Annotated in this window: 20 protein-coding genes and 1 tRNA gene; 11 read left to right on the top strand and 10 right to left on the bottom strand. The window is 71.9% G+C overall.

What is annotated here, in order from left to right:
• Nucleotides 1–45 precede the first annotated feature (45 nt).
• Nucleotides 46–504: an NUDIX hydrolase gene (locus ABD993_RS23235; RefSeq protein WP_345422278.1), complete on the top strand. Its 459-nt coding sequence runs from the start codon at nucleotides 46–48 to the stop codon at nucleotides 502–504.
• Between the two features lie 3 nt (nucleotides 505–507).
• On the opposite strand, the gene ABD993_RS23230 is transcribed toward ABD993_RS23235, so the two are convergent.
• Nucleotides 508–1,311, bottom strand: coding sequence for a transglutaminase-like domain-containing protein (locus ABD993_RS23230; RefSeq protein WP_345422276.1), 804 nt, complete (start codon nucleotides 1,309–1,311; stop codon nucleotides 508–510).
• Nucleotides 1,312–1,361: 50 nt separating this feature from the next.
• Between ABD993_RS23230 and ABD993_RS23225 the strand changes: the two genes are divergently transcribed.
• Entirely contained in the window at nucleotides 1,362–2,339 is a 978-nt protein-coding gene (locus ABD993_RS23225) for a pirin family protein (protein ID WP_345422274.1), read from the top strand.
• A gap of 78 nt (nucleotides 2,340–2,417) precedes the next feature.
• On the opposite strand, the gene ABD993_RS23220 is transcribed toward ABD993_RS23225, so the two are convergent.
• Complete coding sequence (locus ABD993_RS23220) at nucleotides 2,418–2,630, bottom strand: helix-turn-helix domain-containing protein (protein ID WP_345422271.1); 213 nt, start codon at nucleotides 2,628–2,630, stop codon at nucleotides 2,418–2,420.
• 172 nt (nucleotides 2,631–2,802) lie between these two features.
• On the opposite strand from ABD993_RS23220, the gene ABD993_RS23215 reads away from it, so the two are divergent.
• From ABD993_RS23215 to ABD993_RS23205, 3 genes are all read left to right on the top strand, one after another.
• Nucleotides 2,803–3,465, top strand: coding sequence for a transglutaminase-like domain-containing protein (locus ABD993_RS23215; RefSeq protein ID WP_345422268.1), 663 nt, complete (start codon nucleotides 2,803–2,805; stop codon nucleotides 3,463–3,465).
• A 56-nt stretch (nucleotides 3,466–3,521) separates the two neighbouring features.
• On the top strand, nucleotides 3,522–4,409 hold the full coding sequence (locus tag ABD993_RS23210; RefSeq protein ID WP_345422265.1) for a right-handed parallel beta-helix repeat-containing protein: 888 nt from the start codon (nucleotides 3,522–3,524) through the stop codon (nucleotides 4,407–4,409).
• A 220-nt stretch (nucleotides 4,410–4,629) separates the two neighbouring features.
• Nucleotides 4,630–5,118 carry a DUF3145 domain-containing protein gene (locus ABD993_RS23205; protein ID WP_345422262.1) on the top strand — a complete coding sequence of 163 codons (489 nt, stop codon included), beginning with the start codon at nucleotides 4,630–4,632 and terminating at the stop codon, nucleotides 5,116–5,118.
• A 52-nt stretch (nucleotides 5,119–5,170) separates the two neighbouring features.
• On the opposite strand, the gene ABD993_RS23200 is transcribed toward ABD993_RS23205, so the two are convergent.
• The 7 genes from ABD993_RS23200 to aceE all read right to left on the bottom strand — a co-directional run bounded on the left by ABD993_RS23200 (nucleotide 5,171) and on the right by aceE (nucleotide 13,513).
• A complete protein-coding gene (locus ABD993_RS23200; protein WP_345422259.1) occupies nucleotides 5,171–6,409 on the bottom strand; it encodes a beta-ketoacyl-[acyl-carrier-protein] synthase family protein in 1,239 nt (412 codons plus the stop codon).
• A 64-nt stretch (nucleotides 6,410–6,473) separates the two neighbouring features.
• Nucleotides 6,474–6,716 carry an acyl carrier protein gene (locus ABD993_RS23195; protein ID WP_181782669.1) on the bottom strand — a complete coding sequence of 81 codons (243 nt, stop codon included), beginning with the start codon at nucleotides 6,714–6,716 and terminating at the stop codon, nucleotides 6,474–6,476.
• A gap of 37 nt (nucleotides 6,717–6,753) precedes the next feature.
• Nucleotides 6,754–7,740, bottom strand: a complete 987-nt coding sequence (locus ABD993_RS23190) for a beta-ketoacyl-ACP synthase III (protein ID WP_345422253.1) — start codon at nucleotides 7,738–7,740, stop codon at nucleotides 6,754–6,756.
• Nucleotides 7,737–8,648, bottom strand: a complete 912-nt coding sequence (locus ABD993_RS23185; RefSeq protein ID WP_345422250.1) for an ACP S-malonyltransferase — start codon at nucleotides 8,646–8,648, stop codon at nucleotides 7,737–7,739. Before ABD993_RS23185 ends, ABD993_RS23190 begins: the two co-directional genes overlap by 4 nt.
• A gap of 141 nt (nucleotides 8,649–8,789) precedes the next feature.
• On the bottom strand, nucleotides 8,790–10,043 hold the full coding sequence (locus tag ABD993_RS23180; protein WP_345422247.1) for a PucR family transcriptional regulator: 1,254 nt from the start codon (nucleotides 10,041–10,043) through the stop codon (nucleotides 8,790–8,792).
• 200 nt (nucleotides 10,044–10,243) lie between these two features.
• Nucleotides 10,244–10,450 carry a cold-shock protein gene (locus ABD993_RS23175; RefSeq protein WP_181778994.1) on the bottom strand — a complete coding sequence of 69 codons (207 nt, stop codon included), beginning with the start codon at nucleotides 10,448–10,450 and terminating at the stop codon, nucleotides 10,244–10,246.
• A 267-nt stretch (nucleotides 10,451–10,717) separates the two neighbouring features.
• Complete coding sequence (gene aceE, locus ABD993_RS23170; protein ID WP_345422242.1) at nucleotides 10,718–13,513, bottom strand: pyruvate dehydrogenase (acetyl-transferring), homodimeric type; 2,796 nt, start codon at nucleotides 13,511–13,513, stop codon at nucleotides 10,718–10,720.
• A gap of 224 nt (nucleotides 13,514–13,737) precedes the next feature.
• On the opposite strand from aceE, the gene ABD993_RS23165 reads away from it, so the two are divergent.
• The 6 genes from ABD993_RS23165 to ABD993_RS23140 all read left to right on the top strand — a co-directional run bounded on the left by ABD993_RS23165 (nucleotide 13,738) and on the right by ABD993_RS23140 (nucleotide 17,100).
• Nucleotides 13,738–14,175 (top strand): DUF3052 domain-containing protein, encoded by a 438-nt coding sequence (locus tag ABD993_RS23165; RefSeq protein ID WP_345422239.1) that lies wholly within the window; start codon nucleotides 13,738–13,740, stop codon nucleotides 14,173–14,175.
• Nucleotides 14,176–14,255: 80 nt separating this feature from the next.
• Nucleotides 14,256–14,714, top strand: coding sequence for a peroxiredoxin (locus tag ABD993_RS23160; protein WP_345422236.1), 459 nt, complete (start codon nucleotides 14,256–14,258; stop codon nucleotides 14,712–14,714).
• A 410-nt stretch (nucleotides 14,715–15,124) separates the two neighbouring features.
• Nucleotides 15,125–15,388, top strand: coding sequence for a hypothetical protein (locus ABD993_RS23155; protein ID WP_345422233.1), 264 nt, complete (start codon nucleotides 15,125–15,127; stop codon nucleotides 15,386–15,388).
• Nucleotides 15,389–15,712: 324 nt separating this feature from the next.
• Nucleotides 15,713–16,210, top strand: a complete 498-nt coding sequence (locus ABD993_RS23150) for a tyrosine-type recombinase/integrase (RefSeq protein ID WP_345422230.1) — start codon at nucleotides 15,713–15,715, stop codon at nucleotides 16,208–16,210.
• Between the two features lie 398 nt (nucleotides 16,211–16,608).
• Entirely contained in the window at nucleotides 16,609–16,884 is a 276-nt protein-coding gene (locus ABD993_RS23145) for a hypothetical protein (protein WP_345422227.1), read from the top strand.
• A 143-nt stretch (nucleotides 16,885–17,027) separates the two neighbouring features.
• Nucleotides 17,028–17,100, top strand: a tRNA-Val gene (locus tag ABD993_RS23140).
• Nucleotides 17,101–17,190: 90 nt separating this feature from the next.
• Here the strand turns inward: ABD993_RS23140 and ABD993_RS23135 are convergent.
• Nucleotides 17,191–17,457, bottom strand: a complete 267-nt coding sequence (locus ABD993_RS23135) for a helix-turn-helix domain-containing protein (protein WP_345422224.1) — start codon at nucleotides 17,455–17,457, stop codon at nucleotides 17,191–17,193.
• Nucleotides 17,458–17,670 lie beyond the last annotated feature (213 nt).

Below are 17,670 nucleotides of genomic sequence, written 5' to 3'. Positions count from 1 at the left end.
TTACCGCCGTGTTGCCCTGCCGTACGCGCCTCCTACGGTGATCGGGTGAGCACACGATTCAGCGTGGTCCCGGCGGCGTACGTGATCCTGCGGCGGGGTGACGAGGTCCTGCTGCAGCTGCGCCGCAACACCGGGTTCCGGGACGGGTTCTGGGCCTGCGCCGCGGCGGGCCACGTCGAGCGGGGGGAGTCGGTGCTCACCGCGGCCGTCCGGGAGGCGCGCGAGGAGCTCGGGGTGGGGATCGACCCCGCCGACCTGGAACCGCTCACCACGGTGCACCGCACGCAGGGCAACGGCGAGCCGATCGACGAGCGCGTCGACTTCTTCTTCGCCTGCCGTCGCTGGGCGGGGGAGCCGCACCGGGTCGAGGAGGAGAAGTCCGCGGCGGTGCAGTGGTTCCCGCTCGACGCGCTGCCGGATCCGGTGGTGCCGCACGAGCTGGCCGTGGTCGAGGGGCTGCGGGGCGGCCTCCCGGCGATCACGACCGCCGGCTTCCCGAGCTGAGCGCTACGCCAGCACGACCTCGGCGTCGAGGTCCTCGCGGGGCAGGTCGTCGACGATCGCCATGACCTGCATGGACGTCAGCTCCACGGTGCCGCGGTGGGTGGTGAGGAACGCGGTGTCCGCGGCGTCTCGGCCCGTGCAGATCCGCAGCATGGACTCCCGGGGGGCGAGGCCGGTCGCGTCCACCAGCCGCCAGACCGAGCCGTTCCACGCCTCGACCACGGCGTGGAAGTCCATCGGGAACAGTCCCGGCGCGTAGACGGCGACCAGCCGCGCGGGGATGTCCTGCGCCCGCAGCAGCGTGACGACGAGGTGCGCGTAGTCCCGGCACACCCCCTCGCCGAGCAGCAGGGTGTCCACGGCGTCGTCGGTGGGCTTGGAGGAGCCGCTGATGTACAGCAGCCGGTCGTGCACCCAGTTCCGGACGGCGGTGATCCGTGCGTCGGTGCCCTCGATCCCGCCGAACTCGCGCGAGGCCGTCGACAGCAGCCGGTCCGACGGGCAGTACCGGCTGGGCCGCAGCATGACCAGCTGGTCCATCTCGGGGGACGACGGGGGCTCGGGCGTCGCGCGTCGCCCGTCCACCTGGGCGACGTACTCGATCACCAGGGTGCCGGGGTCGCACTCGAGCAGCTGGGTGCGGCCCCCGTAGCCGGCGTCGAACTGCGGCGGTGCGGGCAGGACGGTGTCGTCGAGGGTCAGGGTGAGCCGTTCGGCCGTCGCGCCCTGCGCCACCGCGATCTGCAGCGCGAACAGCGCGGGCTCGGTCACGGAGAGCTGGAGCCGGGCCGTCACGTCGCGTCGCATGCGCAGATGGTGTCAGGGTCGGGGGAACGTAGGGTCGGGGCGGGGGTGCCATGAGTGATGTGACACGTGATCCGCGGGTGACCGTCTGCGCCGCGGAGGCGACGGCCGGGCCGGTCAGGGAGCTGGTGGAGCCGCGCCGGGTACAGCTCGGGGAGAGCACCGAGGTACGTCGGCTGCTGCCCAGCCTGGGCAGGCGGATGGTCGGGGCCTGGTGCTTCGTCGACCACTACGGCCCGGACGACGTGGCGGCCGAGCCGGGGATGCAGGTGGCGCCGCACCCGCACGTCGGGCTGCAGACGGTGAGCTGGCTGCTCTCCGGGGAGGTCCACCACCGGGACTCGCTCGGCAGCTCGGTGCTGGTCCGGCCGGGCGAGCTCGGGCTGATGACGGCGGGGCGCGGGATCGCGCACTCCGAGCAGTCGCCGGACCCGCACACGCCGATCCTGCACGGCGCCCAGCTGTGGGTGGCGCTGCCGGGGGAGGAGCGGGCCGTCGCGCCCCGGTTCGAGCACCACGCGAACCTGCCGGTGCTCATCGAGCCCGGCCTGCGTGCCACCGTGCTGCTCGGGGAGCTGGGCGGTGCGCTGTCGCCGGGGCGGGTGCACAGCCCGCTGCTCGGGGTGGACGTCGCGCTCGCGGCGGGGACGGCGCGCACGCTCCCGCTGGAGCCGGACTTCGAGCACGCGGTGCTCACCGTGGGGGGCGCCCCCGAGATCGACGGGCGGGAGGTGGGGCCCGGAACCCTGCTGTACCTGGGCAGCGGGCGTCGGGAGCTGCCGGTCGCCGCGGGTCCGGAGAGCAGGTTCCTGCTGCTCGGGGGTGTCCCCTTCGCCGAGCAGCTGGTGATGTGGTGGAACTTCGTGGGCCGCAGCGGCGAGGAGATCGCCGAGGCCCGCGCCACCTGGCAGGAGGAGGCCGCGCGGCGCGCGGGGGGCCGGTTCGGGGAGGTCCCGGGTTACGAGGGTGACCCGCTCAGCGCCCCCGAGCTCCCCCCGACCCCGCTGCGCCCCCGCGGCCGCGAGCGCTGAGACGCGAACGGCACCCCCGCTCGCTGAGCGGGAGTGCCGTGGGGGACCGGCGCCGCCACCGCACGGCGCCGGAGGCGGTCAGCCCGCCTCGTACCGGGCCGCCGCGATGTGCCGGTCCACCGCGCCCTGCTGCACGCGGAAGGAGCGCCCGAACCGCACGGCGGGCAGCTCGCCGCTGTGCACCAGGCGGTACACCGTCATCTTCGAGACCCGCAGCCGCTCGGCGACCTCGGCCACGGTGAGGAAGGGGGCGCCGATCATGTCCGGTTCGTCCCGGTCTCCTACAGCCATCCCGCGTGCCCCTCCGCCTCATCTGTCACCAGTGGTGTTGTTGTGACGGAAGAGTAGTGGACCCAGTGTCACCGACTGGGCGATCGATGCTTCCCGAAAGGGTGGAAACGGGCGCGACGGACACGGAAAGTCATATGACGAATGCGGACCGTATCGGCCTAGCCTGGGACGGGTGACCGACGCCGTTCTCCCCGAGCACCTCGCGCCCGCCGACTTCGTCGACTCGGACGCCCCGGAGGTCCAGGCCTTCGCCGCGCGGGCCGCGGCGGGCGCCACGGACCCGGTGGAGGTGGCCGCCCGGTTGTTCGCCGCCGTCCGGGACGGGATCTGGTACGACCCGTTCGACATCTCCGCCGATCCCGCCGACTATCGCGCGAGCGCCATTGCCGCCGCACCGCGGGCGTGGTGCGTGCCGAAGGCGGTACTGCTCACCGCGGCCGCGAGGGCGTGCGGCATCCCGGCGCGGGTCGGGTTCGCGGACGTCCGCAACCACCTGACCACGCCCAAGCTGGCCGCCCGCATGGGCACGGACCTCTTCGTCTTCCACGGCTACACCGACCTGCACCTCGGCGGTCGCTGGGTCAAGGCCACCCCCGCCTTCAACGCGGAGCTGTGCGCGCGGTTCGGCGTCGACCCGATCCCGTTCGACGGGACCGCGGACGCCCTGATGCACGAGTTCTCCGGGGACGGCAGCCGGTACATGGAGTACGTCCACGACCGGGGCGTGTTCACCGACCTCCCCTTCGACCTGCTCTTCCGCACCTTCGACGAGACCTACGGTCCCGGACGGATGACCGGCGCGGACAGCGGCCCCGCGGACACCTTCAGACGCTGAGCGACACGCCGTCGCGACTAGGCCGTTCGGACTAATTCTCTGGGTACCCTCCGCGCATGATCCTGGTCCGGGCCGCCCTCGGCGCCCTCGTCGCGGCGACGGTGACCGCCGGCGTGGCGGTGGGCGTCGGCCGGGACGTCGCACCGGCCCCGGAGTCGCCGCTCCCCGGCTGCGCCGCCGCCGGCGCCTACGTCCCGCCGCCCCCGGGCAGCGTCGGCGTCCCCGCCGGACTGACGCTCTGCCCGGTCCGCGTGGCGCTGGAGGTCCACACGCCCGGAGCGGTGCTCGACGGGCTGGACCTCGTCGGTGGCGTCGTCGTCGCAGCCCCGGACGTGGTCCTGCGGCGCAGCCGGATCACCGGGGACGGCACTACGCCCGCCGGGGTCCGGACGGTCGGCGCGGGCTCGGTGCGGATCGAGGACAGCACGCTGACCGGCGACTTCACCGACGCCGCCGTGGACGGACCGGCGTGGGTCGCCGAGCGCATCGAGATCACCGGGGTCGCCGCCGACGGTGCCCGGCTGGGGCCCGGCGCCACCCTGCGCAACAGCTGGCTGCACGACTTCCGCCCGCGGGCCGACCGGGAGATCGACGCCGTCACCCTCGCGGCGGGCGACGGCGGGGACGCCCTGGTCGAGGACAACCGGGTCCGGCTCGGCCGGGGCCCGGGGCTGGGCAGCGCCGTCCTGGTCGATCCCGCGGTCGCGGCCCACCACGAGAGCGACGACGGGCGGCAGCGGAGCCGCAGGGGCCCGGTCGTCGTCCGGGGCAACGAGCTGGGCGGGGGCGAGTACACGCTGCTCCAGGACGCCGCGGAGGGCTCGCCCGTCCGGATCACCGGCAACCGCTTCCACCGCGACGCCGCCGCCGCGACCGTCCGGATCCGCGGCGCCGCGGTGCTGGCGGACAACCTCTTCGTCGACGGCGGCGAGGTCCGGAGATGACCACGCGGCTGATCGCCGTAGCTGATCGACACTCCCGGCCGCGCGCGACACGCCGCCCCGACCGCGTCGTGCTGGCAGAGATCGCGGGGATCGGGCAGAGTGATCACGCACAGTCAAGTGATCGAAGCCGGAGGCCGGGGAGAGGACCCGGAGAGACCGTCGCGGATGCGCGTGGACGTTGGGGAAGACGATCCACGTCTGTCAGAAGCGGAGGTCTGCAGTGAGCACACGCGGCGTTGTCCACGTCCACTCGTCGCCGACTGCGGTCTGTCCGCATGTCGAGTGGGCGGTGTCCGGCGTGCTCGGGACTCGGGTGTCGCTCCACTGGAGCGCGCAACCGGCGGTCCCGGGCCAGATGCGTGCCGAGTTCAGCTGGTCCGGTCCGGTGGGCAGCGGCGGCGCCCTCGCCGGTGCCCTGCGGGCGTGGCCGATGCTGCGCTTCGAGGTCACCGAGGAGGCGAGCTCCGGCGTCGACGGCCAGCGGTTCTGCCACGTCCCCGGCCTCGGCCTGTGGACGGGCCGGATGAGCGCCAACGGCGACGTCATGCTGGGTGAGGACCAGATCCGGACCCTGATGGCGGAGGGCCCGGCGGGGACCCTGCAGCAGCGCCTGAGCCACGCGCTGGGCGAGGCGTGGGACGAGGAGCTGGAGTCCTGCCGCTACGCGGGCGACGGCGCCCCCGTCACCTGGCTGCACCAGGTCGGCTGAGCACGGGGGAACGGGCCCCGGACGATCGTCCGGGGCCCGTTTCCCGTGGGTGCTACTTGGTGAACAGCACGCTGGTGTTGTGCCCGCCGAAGCCGAACGAGTTGTTCACCGCGGCGGCCAGCTCCATCTTGCGCGGCTCACCGGACACGACATCCAGCTCGACGCCGGGGTCCTTGTCCTGCAGGTTGAGCGTGGGCGGGATGATCCCGTCGCGCACGGACAGCAGGGAGATCAGGCCCTCCACCGCGCCCGCGCCGCCGACGAGGTGCCCCAGGGCGCCCTTCGGGGCGGTGAGCACCGGCTGGTCGCCCAGCGCCTTGCGGATCGCCCGGGCCTCGCCGACGTCCCCGACCACCGTGGAGGTGGCGTGGCAGTTGACGTGCTCGATGTCCGAGGGCTCCAGCCCCGCGGTGCGGACCGACGCGAGCATCGCCCGTGCCTGGCCCGTGCCCTCGGGATCGGGTCCGGTGATGTGGTAGGCGTCGGAGGTGATCCCGATGCCCGCCAGGGTGCCGTGCACCGTGGCGCCGCGGGCCTCGGCGAACTCCCGCCGCTCCAGCACCATGAGCCCGGCGCCCTCGCCGAGCACGAAGCCGTCCCGGCCGGTGTCGAACGGCCGGGAGGCCTCCTCCGGGGCGTCGTTGCGCTGGGAGAGCGTGCGGGCCTGGACGAAGCCCGCCACCGTGATCCCGGTGATGCACGCCTCGGCGCCGCCGGCGACCACGACGTCCACCTCGCCCGCTTTCAGCATCCGGTAGGCCCAGATCAGCGCCTCGCTGCCGGACGCGCAGGCCGAGCAGGGCGCGTGCACCCCGCCCTGCGCTCCGATCTCCAGACCGACCATCGCCGCGGGCCCGTTCAGCATCAGCATCGGGACCGTCAGCGGCGAGACCTTGCGCACCCCGCCCGTCTCGAGCAGGTCGTCCTGGTCGAGCAGGGTGACCGCCCCGCCGACCCCGCTGCCGATGACCACGGCCAGCCGGACGGGATCGACCTTCGGGTCCTCACCCTCGGCGGTGGCCAGGCCTGCGTGTGACCAGGCCTCACGGGCCGCGATCACCGCGACCTGCTCGACCCGGTCCATCCGCCGGGCCTGCACGCGCGGCAGCACGTCGGTGGGCTCCACGGCGAGCTGGGCGGAGATCTTGACCGGTAGGTCCTGCTTCTCCGTCCACGCCCCCCGCGTCAGCCCGACGCCGGACCTGCCCGCGAGGAGCGCGTCCCAGGTCGACGCCGCGTCGCCGCCGAGCGGTGTGGTGGCGCCGTAGCCGGTGACGACGACGTCGGTCATGTGCTGCCTTCCTGGTGGACGGGTGGTGCGGTCGTGCGTGGACTCTGTGGGAGTGCCCGGGGTGTTACTGGTTCTTCTCGATGTACGAGACGGCGTCGCCCACGGTCTTCAGCTCGGCGAGCTGGTCGTCCGGGATCTTGACGCCGAACTTGTCCTCGGCCTGGACGGCGATCTCGACCATCGACAGCGAGTCGATGTCCAGGTCGTCGACGAAGGACTTGTCGGCGGTCACCTCGGCGGTGTCGATGCCGGCGACCTCCTCGACGATCTCGGCGAGGCCGGACAGGATCTCGGCGGTGTCAGCCACTTCGGGTGTGCTCCTTCTGGTCGGTTCGAGGGGAAATCTAGGGGATCCGGACGACCTGGCCCGCATAGGACAGGCCCGCCCCGAAGCCTACGAGCAGCGCCGTCTCGCCGGAACGGACCCGGCCCGCGGCGCGCATGTGGTCCAGGGCCATCGGGATCGAGGCGGAGGAGGTGTTGCCGGAATGGACGATGTCGTCCGCCACCCGCAGGTCCTCGCGGGCACCCTCCTTGCGGAGCTTCTTGGCCACGGCCTCGACGATGCGCAGGTTGGCCTGGTGGGGGACCAGCACGTCGATGTCGGCGAGGGTGATCCCCGCCCTCGCCACGGCGTCCAGCGCGACGGGGGCGATGCGGGTGGTGGCCCACCGGAACACCGCCTGGCCGTGCTGCCAGAGCTTGTGGGTGCTCTCCTCCAGGATGCGGATGGTGGTGGCCTGGTCACCCGCGGAGCCCCAGGAGACCGGGCCGATGCCGACCTCGTCGGCGCTGCGCGCGGCGGTGACGACGGCGGCGCCCGCGGCGTCGGCGAAGATGATGCAGGTGGAGCGGTCGTCCCAGTCCACCCAGTCGGACAGCTTCTCCGCGCCGACGACCAGCACGTTCTTCGCGGTGCCCGCGCGGACGAGGTCCGCGGCGGTGCCCAGGCCGTAGCAGAAGCCCGCGCAGGCGGCGTTGAGGTCGAAGGCGGCGGGCGCGCTGATGCCGATCCGGTCCGCGGTCTGCGCGGCGGCGTTCGGGATCGGCGCCGTCATCGTGCAGGTCGCGACGATCACCGTGTCGACGTCCGCGGCGGCCAGCCCGGAGTCCTTGAGCGCCCGCGAGCCCGCCTCGACGGCCATGTCGACCAGCGAGGTGTCCTTCTCGGCGATCCGCCGCTCGACGATGCCGACCCGGTCCCGGATCCACTGGTCGTTCGTCTCGACGCGCCGGGCCAGGTCGTCGTTCGTCACGACCTGCTCGGGCTGGAAGCTCCCCAGACCGATGATCTTCGCGCCCGGGGTGGTGGCCTGCAGGCGGAGGTTCACGCGAACTCCTCGATGAGCGCGGCGGCCTTCTCCAGGTCGTCCGGGGTCTTGAGCGCCAGCGTCTTGACGCCCTTGAGGTCCCTCCGGACCAGTCCGACCAGGGTACCCGCGGGGGGCAGCTCGATGACCGCCGTGACGCCGAGCGCGCCGAGCGCGGCCATGCAGGAGTCCCACCGCACCGGCCGGGTGACCTGCGCGACGAGCAGGTCGAGGGCCTGGGGGCCGGACTTGACGACCGAGCCGTCCGAGTTGGTCAGCAGCGGCCGGGCGGGGTCGCCGGGGGACAGCTCCGCGGCGGCGACCCGGACGGCGTCCTCGGCCGGTCCCATGAACCGGGTGTGGAACGCGCCCGCGACGGGCAGCACGGCGGCGCGGCGCGCGCCCTCCGGGGGGTTCGCGGCGAGCTCCTCGATCGCCGACTGCGGGCCCGCGGCGACGATCTGACCGGCGCCGTTGCGGTTCGCGGGATCGAGACCGAGCTCGGCGAGGCGGGCCAGCACGACCTCCTCCTCACCCCCGAGGACGGCGGCCATCCCGGTGGGCTCCGCCGCACAGGCGGCGGCCATCTCGCGGCCGCGGATCGCGGCGAGGCGGACGGCGGCGTCCGGGGTCAGCACCCCTGCGACGGCAGCGGCGGCGAGCTCCCCGACGGAGTGGCCCGCGACCGGCGCGGACTCCGGGACCGACAGCCGCGCGGCGGCCAGCAGCGCGTTCACGACGACGAGGGGCTGGGTCACCGCGGTGTCCTTGATCTCGTCCGCGTCGGCGGTGGTGCCGAGGCGGGCGACGTCCAGGCCGATGGCCTCGGACCAGGTGGCGACGGTGTCGGCGGCGGCGGAGTCCTCCAGCCACGGCCCGAGCATCCCGGGGGACTGGGATCCCTGACCGGGCGCGAGCAGAGCGATCACAGCAGCAGAGCCAACACTGCGAAGCGGCGGAACGGAACACCGCCGCGCACCACGATGGTGTCGTCGATTTGTGGGGAACCTCCAACGGCGAGGAGTGGGCCGTCGTCGCCGCGATCACCGCCGCGGCAGCTCTCGCGCAGGTCAGGACCCGGTCGGAGGGTCCGCCAGGCGCCCTGCGAGCAGGGCGGTCCGGAGCACGTGGGCGTCCCTCGGATCGGTCGCGGAGCGTCCGGTGAGTTCACTCACCCGGCGGAGGCGATACCGCACCGTGTTGGGGTGGACGAACAACGCGCGGGCGCACGCTTCGAGCGATCCGCCGCCCTCCAGATAGGTCGCCAGCGTGCGCAGCAGCTCGCCGCCCGCCGCGTCGAGCGGGGCGATCACGGTCTCGAGGAGCACCCCCAGCGCCGTGGGGTCGCCGGAGACGGCGCGTTCGGGCAGCAGCTCGTCCGCCTCGACCGGCCGCGGTGCCGCCGGCCACGCGGGCGCGGCCCGCAGCCCGGCCAGGGCGGCCCGGGCCGAGACGTGCGCCGCCGCCAGGTTGGCCGCCACCGGCCCGACGACGACCGGTCCCGGCCCGAAGTCCGCCACGATCGGCGCGATCGGGCGCTCGCCCGCGGGGGGCCGCTCGTCCGGCGCCGGGTGCCCCCGCGGCTCGGTGAGCAGCAGCACCAGCCTGCTGCCCTGGACCCCGACCAGCACCGAGCGGCCGACGCGGGTGGCGTGCCTGCGCATCCCGGAGAGCACCTCGGCGGCCTCGACGCCCGCCTTCTGCGGGTCCCCGCGGTCCTCCGGGGGGCTGCCGACCATGACCCGCAGCGGCGCGGCGGCGTCCCAGCCCAGGGTGGCCGCGCGCGAGACCAGCGCGTCGTCGGTGTCCCCGCGGACCACGCCGTCGACGACGAGGGCCTCCTGCCGGGCATCCCACGCACCGCGCGTCTCGGCCGCGTTGGCGTAGACGGTGGCCGCCGCGAACGCGATCTCCCGGCCGAACCGCAGCACGGCCTCGACGAGGATGCGGTACTCGGCGTCGTCCGCGGCCAGCGGGGGCAGCCGCTCCTCGAAGACCTCGGTGGCGATCCGCACGAGGTCGACGGTCTGGCGCAGGGAGAGTCGGCGGGCCAGGTCGCGGGGGGCGATCCGGAAGGCCTCCGCGGTCAGCCGCATGGTCTCCGAGCCGCTCGTCTCCGCGGGCTCACCCAGCCAGGCGACGAAGTTGGCCACCCCGGTCTGGGTCACGAGCAGCACCCCGGCCCGCTGGTCGGCGGGCAGCCGGGCGAACCACGGCTGGCCGTCCTCCATGGCCGACAGGCAGGCGGCCGCGAGATCGCCGGTCGCCCGTTCCAGGCGGCGCAGCGTCGCGGCGGAGACCGCCTGGACGTCGGACAGGGTCATGCGCCGAAGCATGACACGCACCCGCGCGCGGCGGGCACGGTCCGGACATCGAGAGCCGGGGTGACCGGATCTCGCTGGTCACCCCGGCTACCGACGACGTACGGATCGTTCGCTGACACGCACCGCGAGGAGGCAGAAAGCGGAACGGGTTGTGCGCCGGTGGGTGGTGGGGAACCCCGGAGGGTTCCGGTGGTCCGGGTTCAGCCGATCGGCGTCACTCCGGTGGCCTGCGGGCCCTTCTGGCCCTGCTCGATGTCGAAGGACACACGCTGTCCCTCGTCGAGGCTCTTGTAGCCGTTCACCTGGATCGCGGAGTAGTGCACGAACACGTCCGCCCCACCACCGTCGGGAGCGAGGAAGCCGTAGCCCTTCTCGCTGTTGAACCACTTGACGGTGCCCTCTGCCATTCTTGCTCTCCTCGTGCGTGCTCACGGGGCCCTCGCCCCGGGAAAACGCCGACGAGCCGCTACTGTCCGCGGTCCCGTCGGGACGCCGTTCCACCGGGTGGGTCGGCGTCGGGCGGAGCGTAGCGTGATTCTCGTCGCTTGCCGAGAGGACTTGACCTGCTTATTCGTCCCGGAACCGGGATGAAACACAGGGGTGGGCACCCCTCCGGAGGCGCAGGGCCGTTCGGGGGACGCGGACCACCGGTCGGGCGATCCGCGCCCCGCCCGTCAGGCGACCCCGGAGTCCGAGGTCTGCGGCCCGGCGGCCATCGGGTCGTCGATCCGGTACTTCGCGGCCGCCTCGGCCGCCGCACCCTTGTCCACCTCGCCGCGCGCGGCCAGCGTGGACAGTGCGCCGACCACGATGGACTCGGCGTCGACCGCGAAGTGCCTGCGCACCGCGGGCCGGGTGTCCGAGAGCCCGAATCCGTCCGTGCCGAGCGACAGGAACGGCGCGGGCACCCACTGCCGGATCTGGTCCGGCACCGCCCGCATCCAGTCCGACGACGCGATGACCGGGGCGTCCGACCCGCCGAGGGCCTGCGTGACGTACGGGACCTTCGGCTCGGCGTCCGGGTGGATCAGGTTGTGGTGCTCGGCCTCGACGCCGTCTCGGCGCAGCTCGCCCCAGGACGTCACCGACCAGACCTCGGCGCCCACGCCCCACTCCTCGGCGAGGATCTCCCGCGCCCGGATCGCCCACGGCAGCCCGACTCCCGAGCCCAGCAGGCGGACCTGGGGTCCGTCCGCCCTGCCGGTCTCCAGGTAGCGGTAGACGCCCTTGAGCACGCCGTCGACGTCCAGGTCGGCGGGCTCCGCGGGCTGCTGGTACGGCTCGTTGTAGACCGTCAGGTAGTAGATGACGTTCTCCGGGTCCTCGCCGACCATCCGGCGCAGCCCGTCCTTGACGATGTGCGCGATCTCGAACCCGAACGCCGGGTCGTACGCTGCCACGGCCGGGTTGGTCGCGGCGAGCAGCAGCGAGTGTCCGTCGTTGTGCTGCAGGCCCTCGCCGGTCAGCGTGGTCCGCCCCGCGGTGGCGCCCACGAGGAAGCCGCGGGCCATCTGGTCCGACGCCGCCCAGATCGAGTCGCCGGTCCGCTGGAAGCCGAACATCGAGTAGAAGATGTAGACCGGGATCATCGGCTCGTCGTGCGTGGCGTACGAGGTGCCTACGGCGGTGAACGAGCCCACCGAGCCCGCCTCGTTGATCCCCTCGTGCAGGATCTGGCCCTGCTCGGACTCCTTGTACGCCAGCATGAGGGAGGCGTCCACGGAGGTGTACTGCTGCCCGTGCGGGTTGTAGATCTTCTGCGTCGGGAACATGGAGTCCATGCCGAACGTGCGCGCCTCGTCCGGGATGATCGGCACGATCCGGCCGCCGATCTCCTTGTCCTTGACCAGGTCGCGCAGCAGCCGGACGAACGCCATCGTGGTGGCGACCTCCTGCTTGCCCGAGCCCTTCTGCACGGCCTCGTAGACCTTGTCCCCGGGGAGCACGAGCGCCTTCGAGGTCGTCCGCCGCGAGGGCAGCGCCCCGCCCAGCGCCCGGCGCCGCTCCTCCATGTACCGGATCTCCGGCGCGTCCGCCCCGGGGTGGTAGTACGGCGGCAGGTACGGGTCCGCCTCGAGGGTGGCGTCCGAGATCGGGATGCGCTGCTCGTCCCGGAACTGCTTGAGGTCGTCCAGGGTCAGCTTCTTCATCTGGTGCGTGGCGTTGCGCCCCGCGAAGTGCGAGCCCAGGCCGTAGCCCTTGATCGTCTTGGCCAGGATGACGGTCGGCTGCCCGTTGTGCTCGGTCGCCGCCTTGTAGGCCGCGTGCACCTTGCGGTAGTCGTGCCCGCCGCGCTTGAGGCCCCAGATCTCGTCGTCGCTCAAAGGCTCGACCAGGGACTTGGTCCGCGGGTCGCGGCCGAAGAAGTGGTCCCGGACGTACGCGCCGTCGTTCGCCTTGTAGGTCTGGTAGTCACCGTCCGGCGTGGTGTTCATCAGGTTGATCAGGGCGCCGTCGCGGTCCGCGTGCAGCAGCGCGTCCCACTCGCGGCCCCAGATGACCTTGATGACGTTCCAGCCCGCGCCGCGGAAGAAGGACTCCAGCTCCTGGATGATCTTCCCGTTGCCGCGCACCGGCCCGTCCAGCCGCTGCAGGTTGCAGTTGACGACGAAGGTGAGGTTGTCCAGCCCCTCGCCCGCAGCCACCTGCAGCAGCCCGCGCGACTCCGGCTCGTCCATCTCGCCGTCGCCGAGGAACGCCCACACGCGCTGGTCCGAGGTGTCCTTGATGCCGCGGTCGCGCAGGTAGCGGTTGAACCGCGCCTGCATGATCGCGTTCATCGGGCCGAGGCCCATGGAGACGGTGGGGAACTCCCAGAAGTCCGGCATCAGCCGCGGGTGCGGGTAGGACGGCAGCCCGTGGCCCGGCCCGCCGTGCGACACCTCCTGGCGGAACCCGTCCAGGCGGTCCTCCGACAGCCTGCCCTCGAGGTACGCGCGGGCGTAGACCCCGGGGGAGGCGTGGCCCTGGATGTAGATCTGGTCCCCGCCGCCCGGGTGCTCCTTGCCGCGGAAGAAGTGGTTGAAGCCGACCTCGTACAGCGTGGCCGACGACGCGTACGAGGAGATGTGCCCGCCGACACCGATCCCGGGGCGCTGCGCGCGGTGCACCGTCATCGCGGCGTTCCAGCGGATCCAGCGGCGGTAGGAGCGCTCGGCGTCCTCGTCACCGGGGAACCACGGCTCGCGGTCGGTGGGGATGGTGTTGACGTAGTCGGTGCTGGTCAGCGAGGGCACCCCGACGTGGCGCTCGCGCGCACGCTGCAGCAGCCGCAGCATGAGGTAGCGGGCGCGCTGCTGCCCGGCGTTGTCCAGCGCGGCGTCGAACGAGTCGAGCCACTCCGCCGTCTCCTCCGGATCGATGTCCGGGAGGTGGGCCGCGAGGCCGTCGCGGATGACGTGGACGCGGCGGGGGCTCTCGCCTCCGCCGTCTCCGCCGAAGCTGTCGCCGGTGGTGCTCTGGCCGGTCAAGGGGTCTCCCTGTGTGGCTCGTACGTGGGTCCGTCCAGTCTCCCCGCGCCTCGGCCCCGGTGCGCGCCGGAGGATGCGGGTGACGGCCCCTATCGTGCCCCTCGTCGCGAGATCACGGTACGGCGGTTGCGCAGGGGACCGTGGTCGTGTTCGGATTCCGCATCCGAACGAGAGTGCAGGCGGCGCGAGGACGTGTCGCCGACGACAGGGAAGCAGGTGCAGGCGTGGTCGCCGCGGAAGATGCCGGACGATCGTCCGACATCGCGGGCAAGCTCGGCGTCGAGCCGGGCATGGTCGTCCAGGAACTGGGTTACGACTCCGACGTCGACGATGCGGTGCGAGACGCCGTCGAGGGCGTCACGGGCGAGGAGATCCTCGACGAGGACGCCCAGGAGGTCATCGATCTGATCATCCTCTGGTTCCGGGAGGGCGACGGCGATCTCGTCGACACCCTCGTGGACGCCCGGGGCATGATGTCGGACGAGGGCACCATCTGGGTGCTCACCCCGAAGACGGGGCGTGACGGGCACCTCTCGCCCAGCGAGATCGCCGAGGCCGCTCCCACCGCGGGCCTCGCGCAGACCTCGAACGTCACCCTCGGGGACTGGGTCGGTGCGCGGCTCGTGCCGCCGAAGGCCAACCGGAAGCGGCAGCCCACCTGATCCCGATGGTGGCCTAGGCTCGGGGGGACAGGCCCACCGGAGATCTCCGGTGGGCTCCCCGCACGCCCGTGAGGAGCCGCATGTCCGTCGAGGTGGGATCCGTCGCCCCCGACTTCACCCTGAAGGATCAGGACAAGCAGGACGTGAGCCTGTCGTCGTTCCGCGGCGACAAGGCCGTCCTGGTCGTGTTCTACCCCTTCGCCTTCTCCGGGATCTGCACCGGTGAGCTCTGCACCGTCCGGGACGACCTGTCGACCTTCCAGAACGACCGGGTCCAGGTCCTGGCGGTGTCCACGGACCCGACCTTCTCGCTGAAGGCCTGGGCCACCGCGGAGAACTACACCTTCCCGCTGCTCTCGGACTTCTGGCCGCACGGCGAGACCGCGAAGGCCTACGGCGTGTTCAACGAGGGCGCGGGCATGGCCGTCCGCGGCACCTTCCTCGTCGACACCGAGGGCAGGGTCGCCTTCGCCGAGGTCAACCAGCCCGGCGAGGCCCGCGACCAGGAGGCCTGGAAGAAGGCCATCGCGGCGCTCTAGAGTCGGAGCCCCCGGCTCGCCGGGGGCCACCCGGGCGCAGAGCGCAGCGTGTCGACCCGCAGAGGGGCGGCGGTCTCGGCGACGCGTGGAAGGCTCCACCATGGGCCCGCTCTCGGCCATGCCGAATGCGCTCGGTCGTCGTTCGTCCTGTCGCTGGGAGAATGGTCGTGGCGAGCCCACGACCAGGGACGCCTGGAAGAGGACGAGAGCGGCGCTGTACCGTCGTGGACGCCGAGACCGGCACATGGGCGTGTAGCTCAGCGGAAGAGCACCTGGTTTACACCCGAGTCGTCACTCCTTCGAAAATCACTGTAGCCACCCCCTCTGAGCTGCGGAGATGTCGTCTCCGCCTTCGCGTCTCCGCAGCTCGTGGCATCCTTTGTGGCATCAGTGGGTCGTAAACTCGTGCCATGGCCGAGCTGAAGCGGCCCCGCAGACGGCAGCGGGGGAGCGTCGAACAGCTCCGCAGCGGGGCGTTCCGTGTCCGCGTGTACGCGGGTATCGATCCGGTCAGCGGTAGGAAGCACTACCTTAAAGAGACGATCCCCGCGGGCCTGAGAGCCGCCGCCGAGGCGGACAAGGTGATGCGTCGGCTCGCCAACCAGGTCGACGAGCAACGGCAACCGCGAACCTCCGCGACCGTCGATCAGCTTCTCGAGCGTCACCTTGAGTAGGTCGACGTCGCGCCGACCACGAAGGTCACGTACACGAAGTTCGTCAAGAAGCACATCCGCCGATATCTCGGGAGGATCAAGGCCGGGGCGGTCGGAGCTGAGCACCTCGAGTCGCTCTACGCCGAGCTGCGCCGCTGCCAGGTCCACTGTGAACGCGGTGAGCCGAGGACGGACCATCGGACGGTCCGACCGCATGAGTGTGACGACCGTTGCCGGCCGCACGTATGCCTCCCGCTCGCCCCTTCGACGATTCAGCAGATCCATTTCCTGTTGAACGGCGCCTTCCAGAGGGCCGTCCGATGGAATTGGGTCTCGCTCAACCCGGTGCAGCTCGTGGAGCCGCCGTCGCGGCTCCCGCCGGATCCGGACCCGCCGACCGTGGCCGAGGCGGTTCGACTGCTGGACGAAGCCTGGCTGGATCCGGACTGGGGCACGTTGGTGTGGTTCACGATGACGACGGGTCTCCGTCGCGGCGAGCTGTGCGGGGTCCGCTGGTCGCAGGTCGACCTCGAGCGGGGTGCCGTGACCATCAACCGGGCAATCGCCAGGTACGACGGAGTCCTCGTCGAGAAGGACACGAAGTCCCATCAGAAGCGGAGACTGGCCCTCGATCCGCAAGCGATCGAGATTCTCAAGGAGCACCGGGCGCGAGCGGTGGAGCGCGCAGCCTCCCTCGGGCTCACGCTGCGGCCCGACGCCTTCTTGTTCTCGCTTGCACCCGACAACTCAACGCCGATGAAGCCGGCGACAGTGGGCCAGCGCTCCTCACGGATGGCTGCCCGAGTGGAGATCGACACCCACCTGCACTGCCTACGACACTGATCAGCGACGGAGCTGATCGCTGGCGGCGTCGACATCCGTACCGTCGCGGGCAGGCTAGGCCATAGCGGCGGCGGTATCACCACCTTGCGGGTCTATGCGGCCTGGGTCGCCGAGGCCGATCAGCCTGCTGCGAAGGGACTTGCCTCGCGGTTGCCCGAGCGCCCTCGAGTGCGGTCGCACGAGGAGCGGGTGGTCGCGTCGCCCAAAACCCCGCGTGAGCTTCTGGCGGTCCGACTCCGAGAGTCGATCGTGTCGGGGGCTGTCGGCATCGACGAGCACCTCCCGGGCATCAAGACACTTGCGGCCGAGCACGACGTCGCTGTCAGCACGGTGCACCGAGCGTTCGAGCTCCTGCGCGAATGGAAGCTCCTCGATGGCCCCCGGGACAACGCCCGCTCGTGGTCCGCGTCCCGGAGACGATCGCGGTCGATGTGCCCACGGCGACGGTGGCGGTCGCGAGCCCTCAGAGTCCCGTCACGGAGTTCGAGCTGCGCCACCTCGGTCAGACGGTGACGCGCTTCAGCATGAGTGTCGACCAGACCGACGCCACCGTTCTCGACAAGGTGCTGCGCAAGGCCGCGCGGCGGACGGGCAGGACTGATCCGGTAGACGAGCTCGAACTCGCCATCCTGCGTCCGGGAGAGCCCGTGAAGATCTTCGCCGTTCTCGACTGATCGGCGCTACTCAAGGACCGCACCCGCAAGGGTGGGGCGAGCGGTCGTGTAACGTCCGCGTGAGTGTGGCGAGCTGAAGCAGGGGACGTGTGGAACTCCTCCGACACGGCGCTGTAGCGTCAGGGACGCCGTCACAGGCATAGGGGCGTGTAGCTCAGCTGGAAGAGCTCCTGGCTTACACCCAGGCGGTCGCAGGTTCAAGTCCTGTCGCGCCCACTTTTACAACTCGTCGCCATTGTTCCGAGCCATGCCGCGACGATTTACTGATCGTCGGCACGGGACGGCCCGACGTCGACGTCGCGGGTGTCATCGAACTGGGTGTGGGGAGCTCTCACCGAGCTCGCGCTGAATGCGTTGTCGGGCGAGGATGTCGGCGACGTCGAGACACCTGCCGCTCTCCGTCGCTGCCTCGATCATCTGGTCGATGGCTTTCGCGGGGATGACGTACCGGCCCCGGATGCGGACTGCGGGAAAGGCGTCATCGCGGATCGCTCGATACACGGTGGCCGTATCGACGCGCAGCAGCGCGGCGGCTTCGGCGACGGTGTGGAACAGCGGAGTAGCGGACGGCATCGAAGGTCTCCTTCTGCTGACTGGAGACGAATCTGCCTACCGCTGACGCGGAAGTCGTGCAGCGTCGCGTCGCTCCGATGCACAGGGTGTCGACGAGCGCCCCTCCTGCGTCGCCGACCTGCCTCGTCCAATCCGGTTCGTGCACCCCTCGCTGCGTAAGCAACACCACCTCGGTTCCGACGAGGTCGTTCTGTGTCCTCCGCCGCTGGACCT

The organism is Pseudonocardia xishanensis (assembly GCF_039541715.1).
Lineage (GTDB): Bacteria > Actinomycetota > Actinomycetes > Mycobacteriales > Pseudonocardiaceae > Pseudonocardia > Pseudonocardia xishanensis.
Note: the sequence above shows the minus strand (reverse complement) of the source record. Positions and strands in the feature narration are given on the sequence as shown.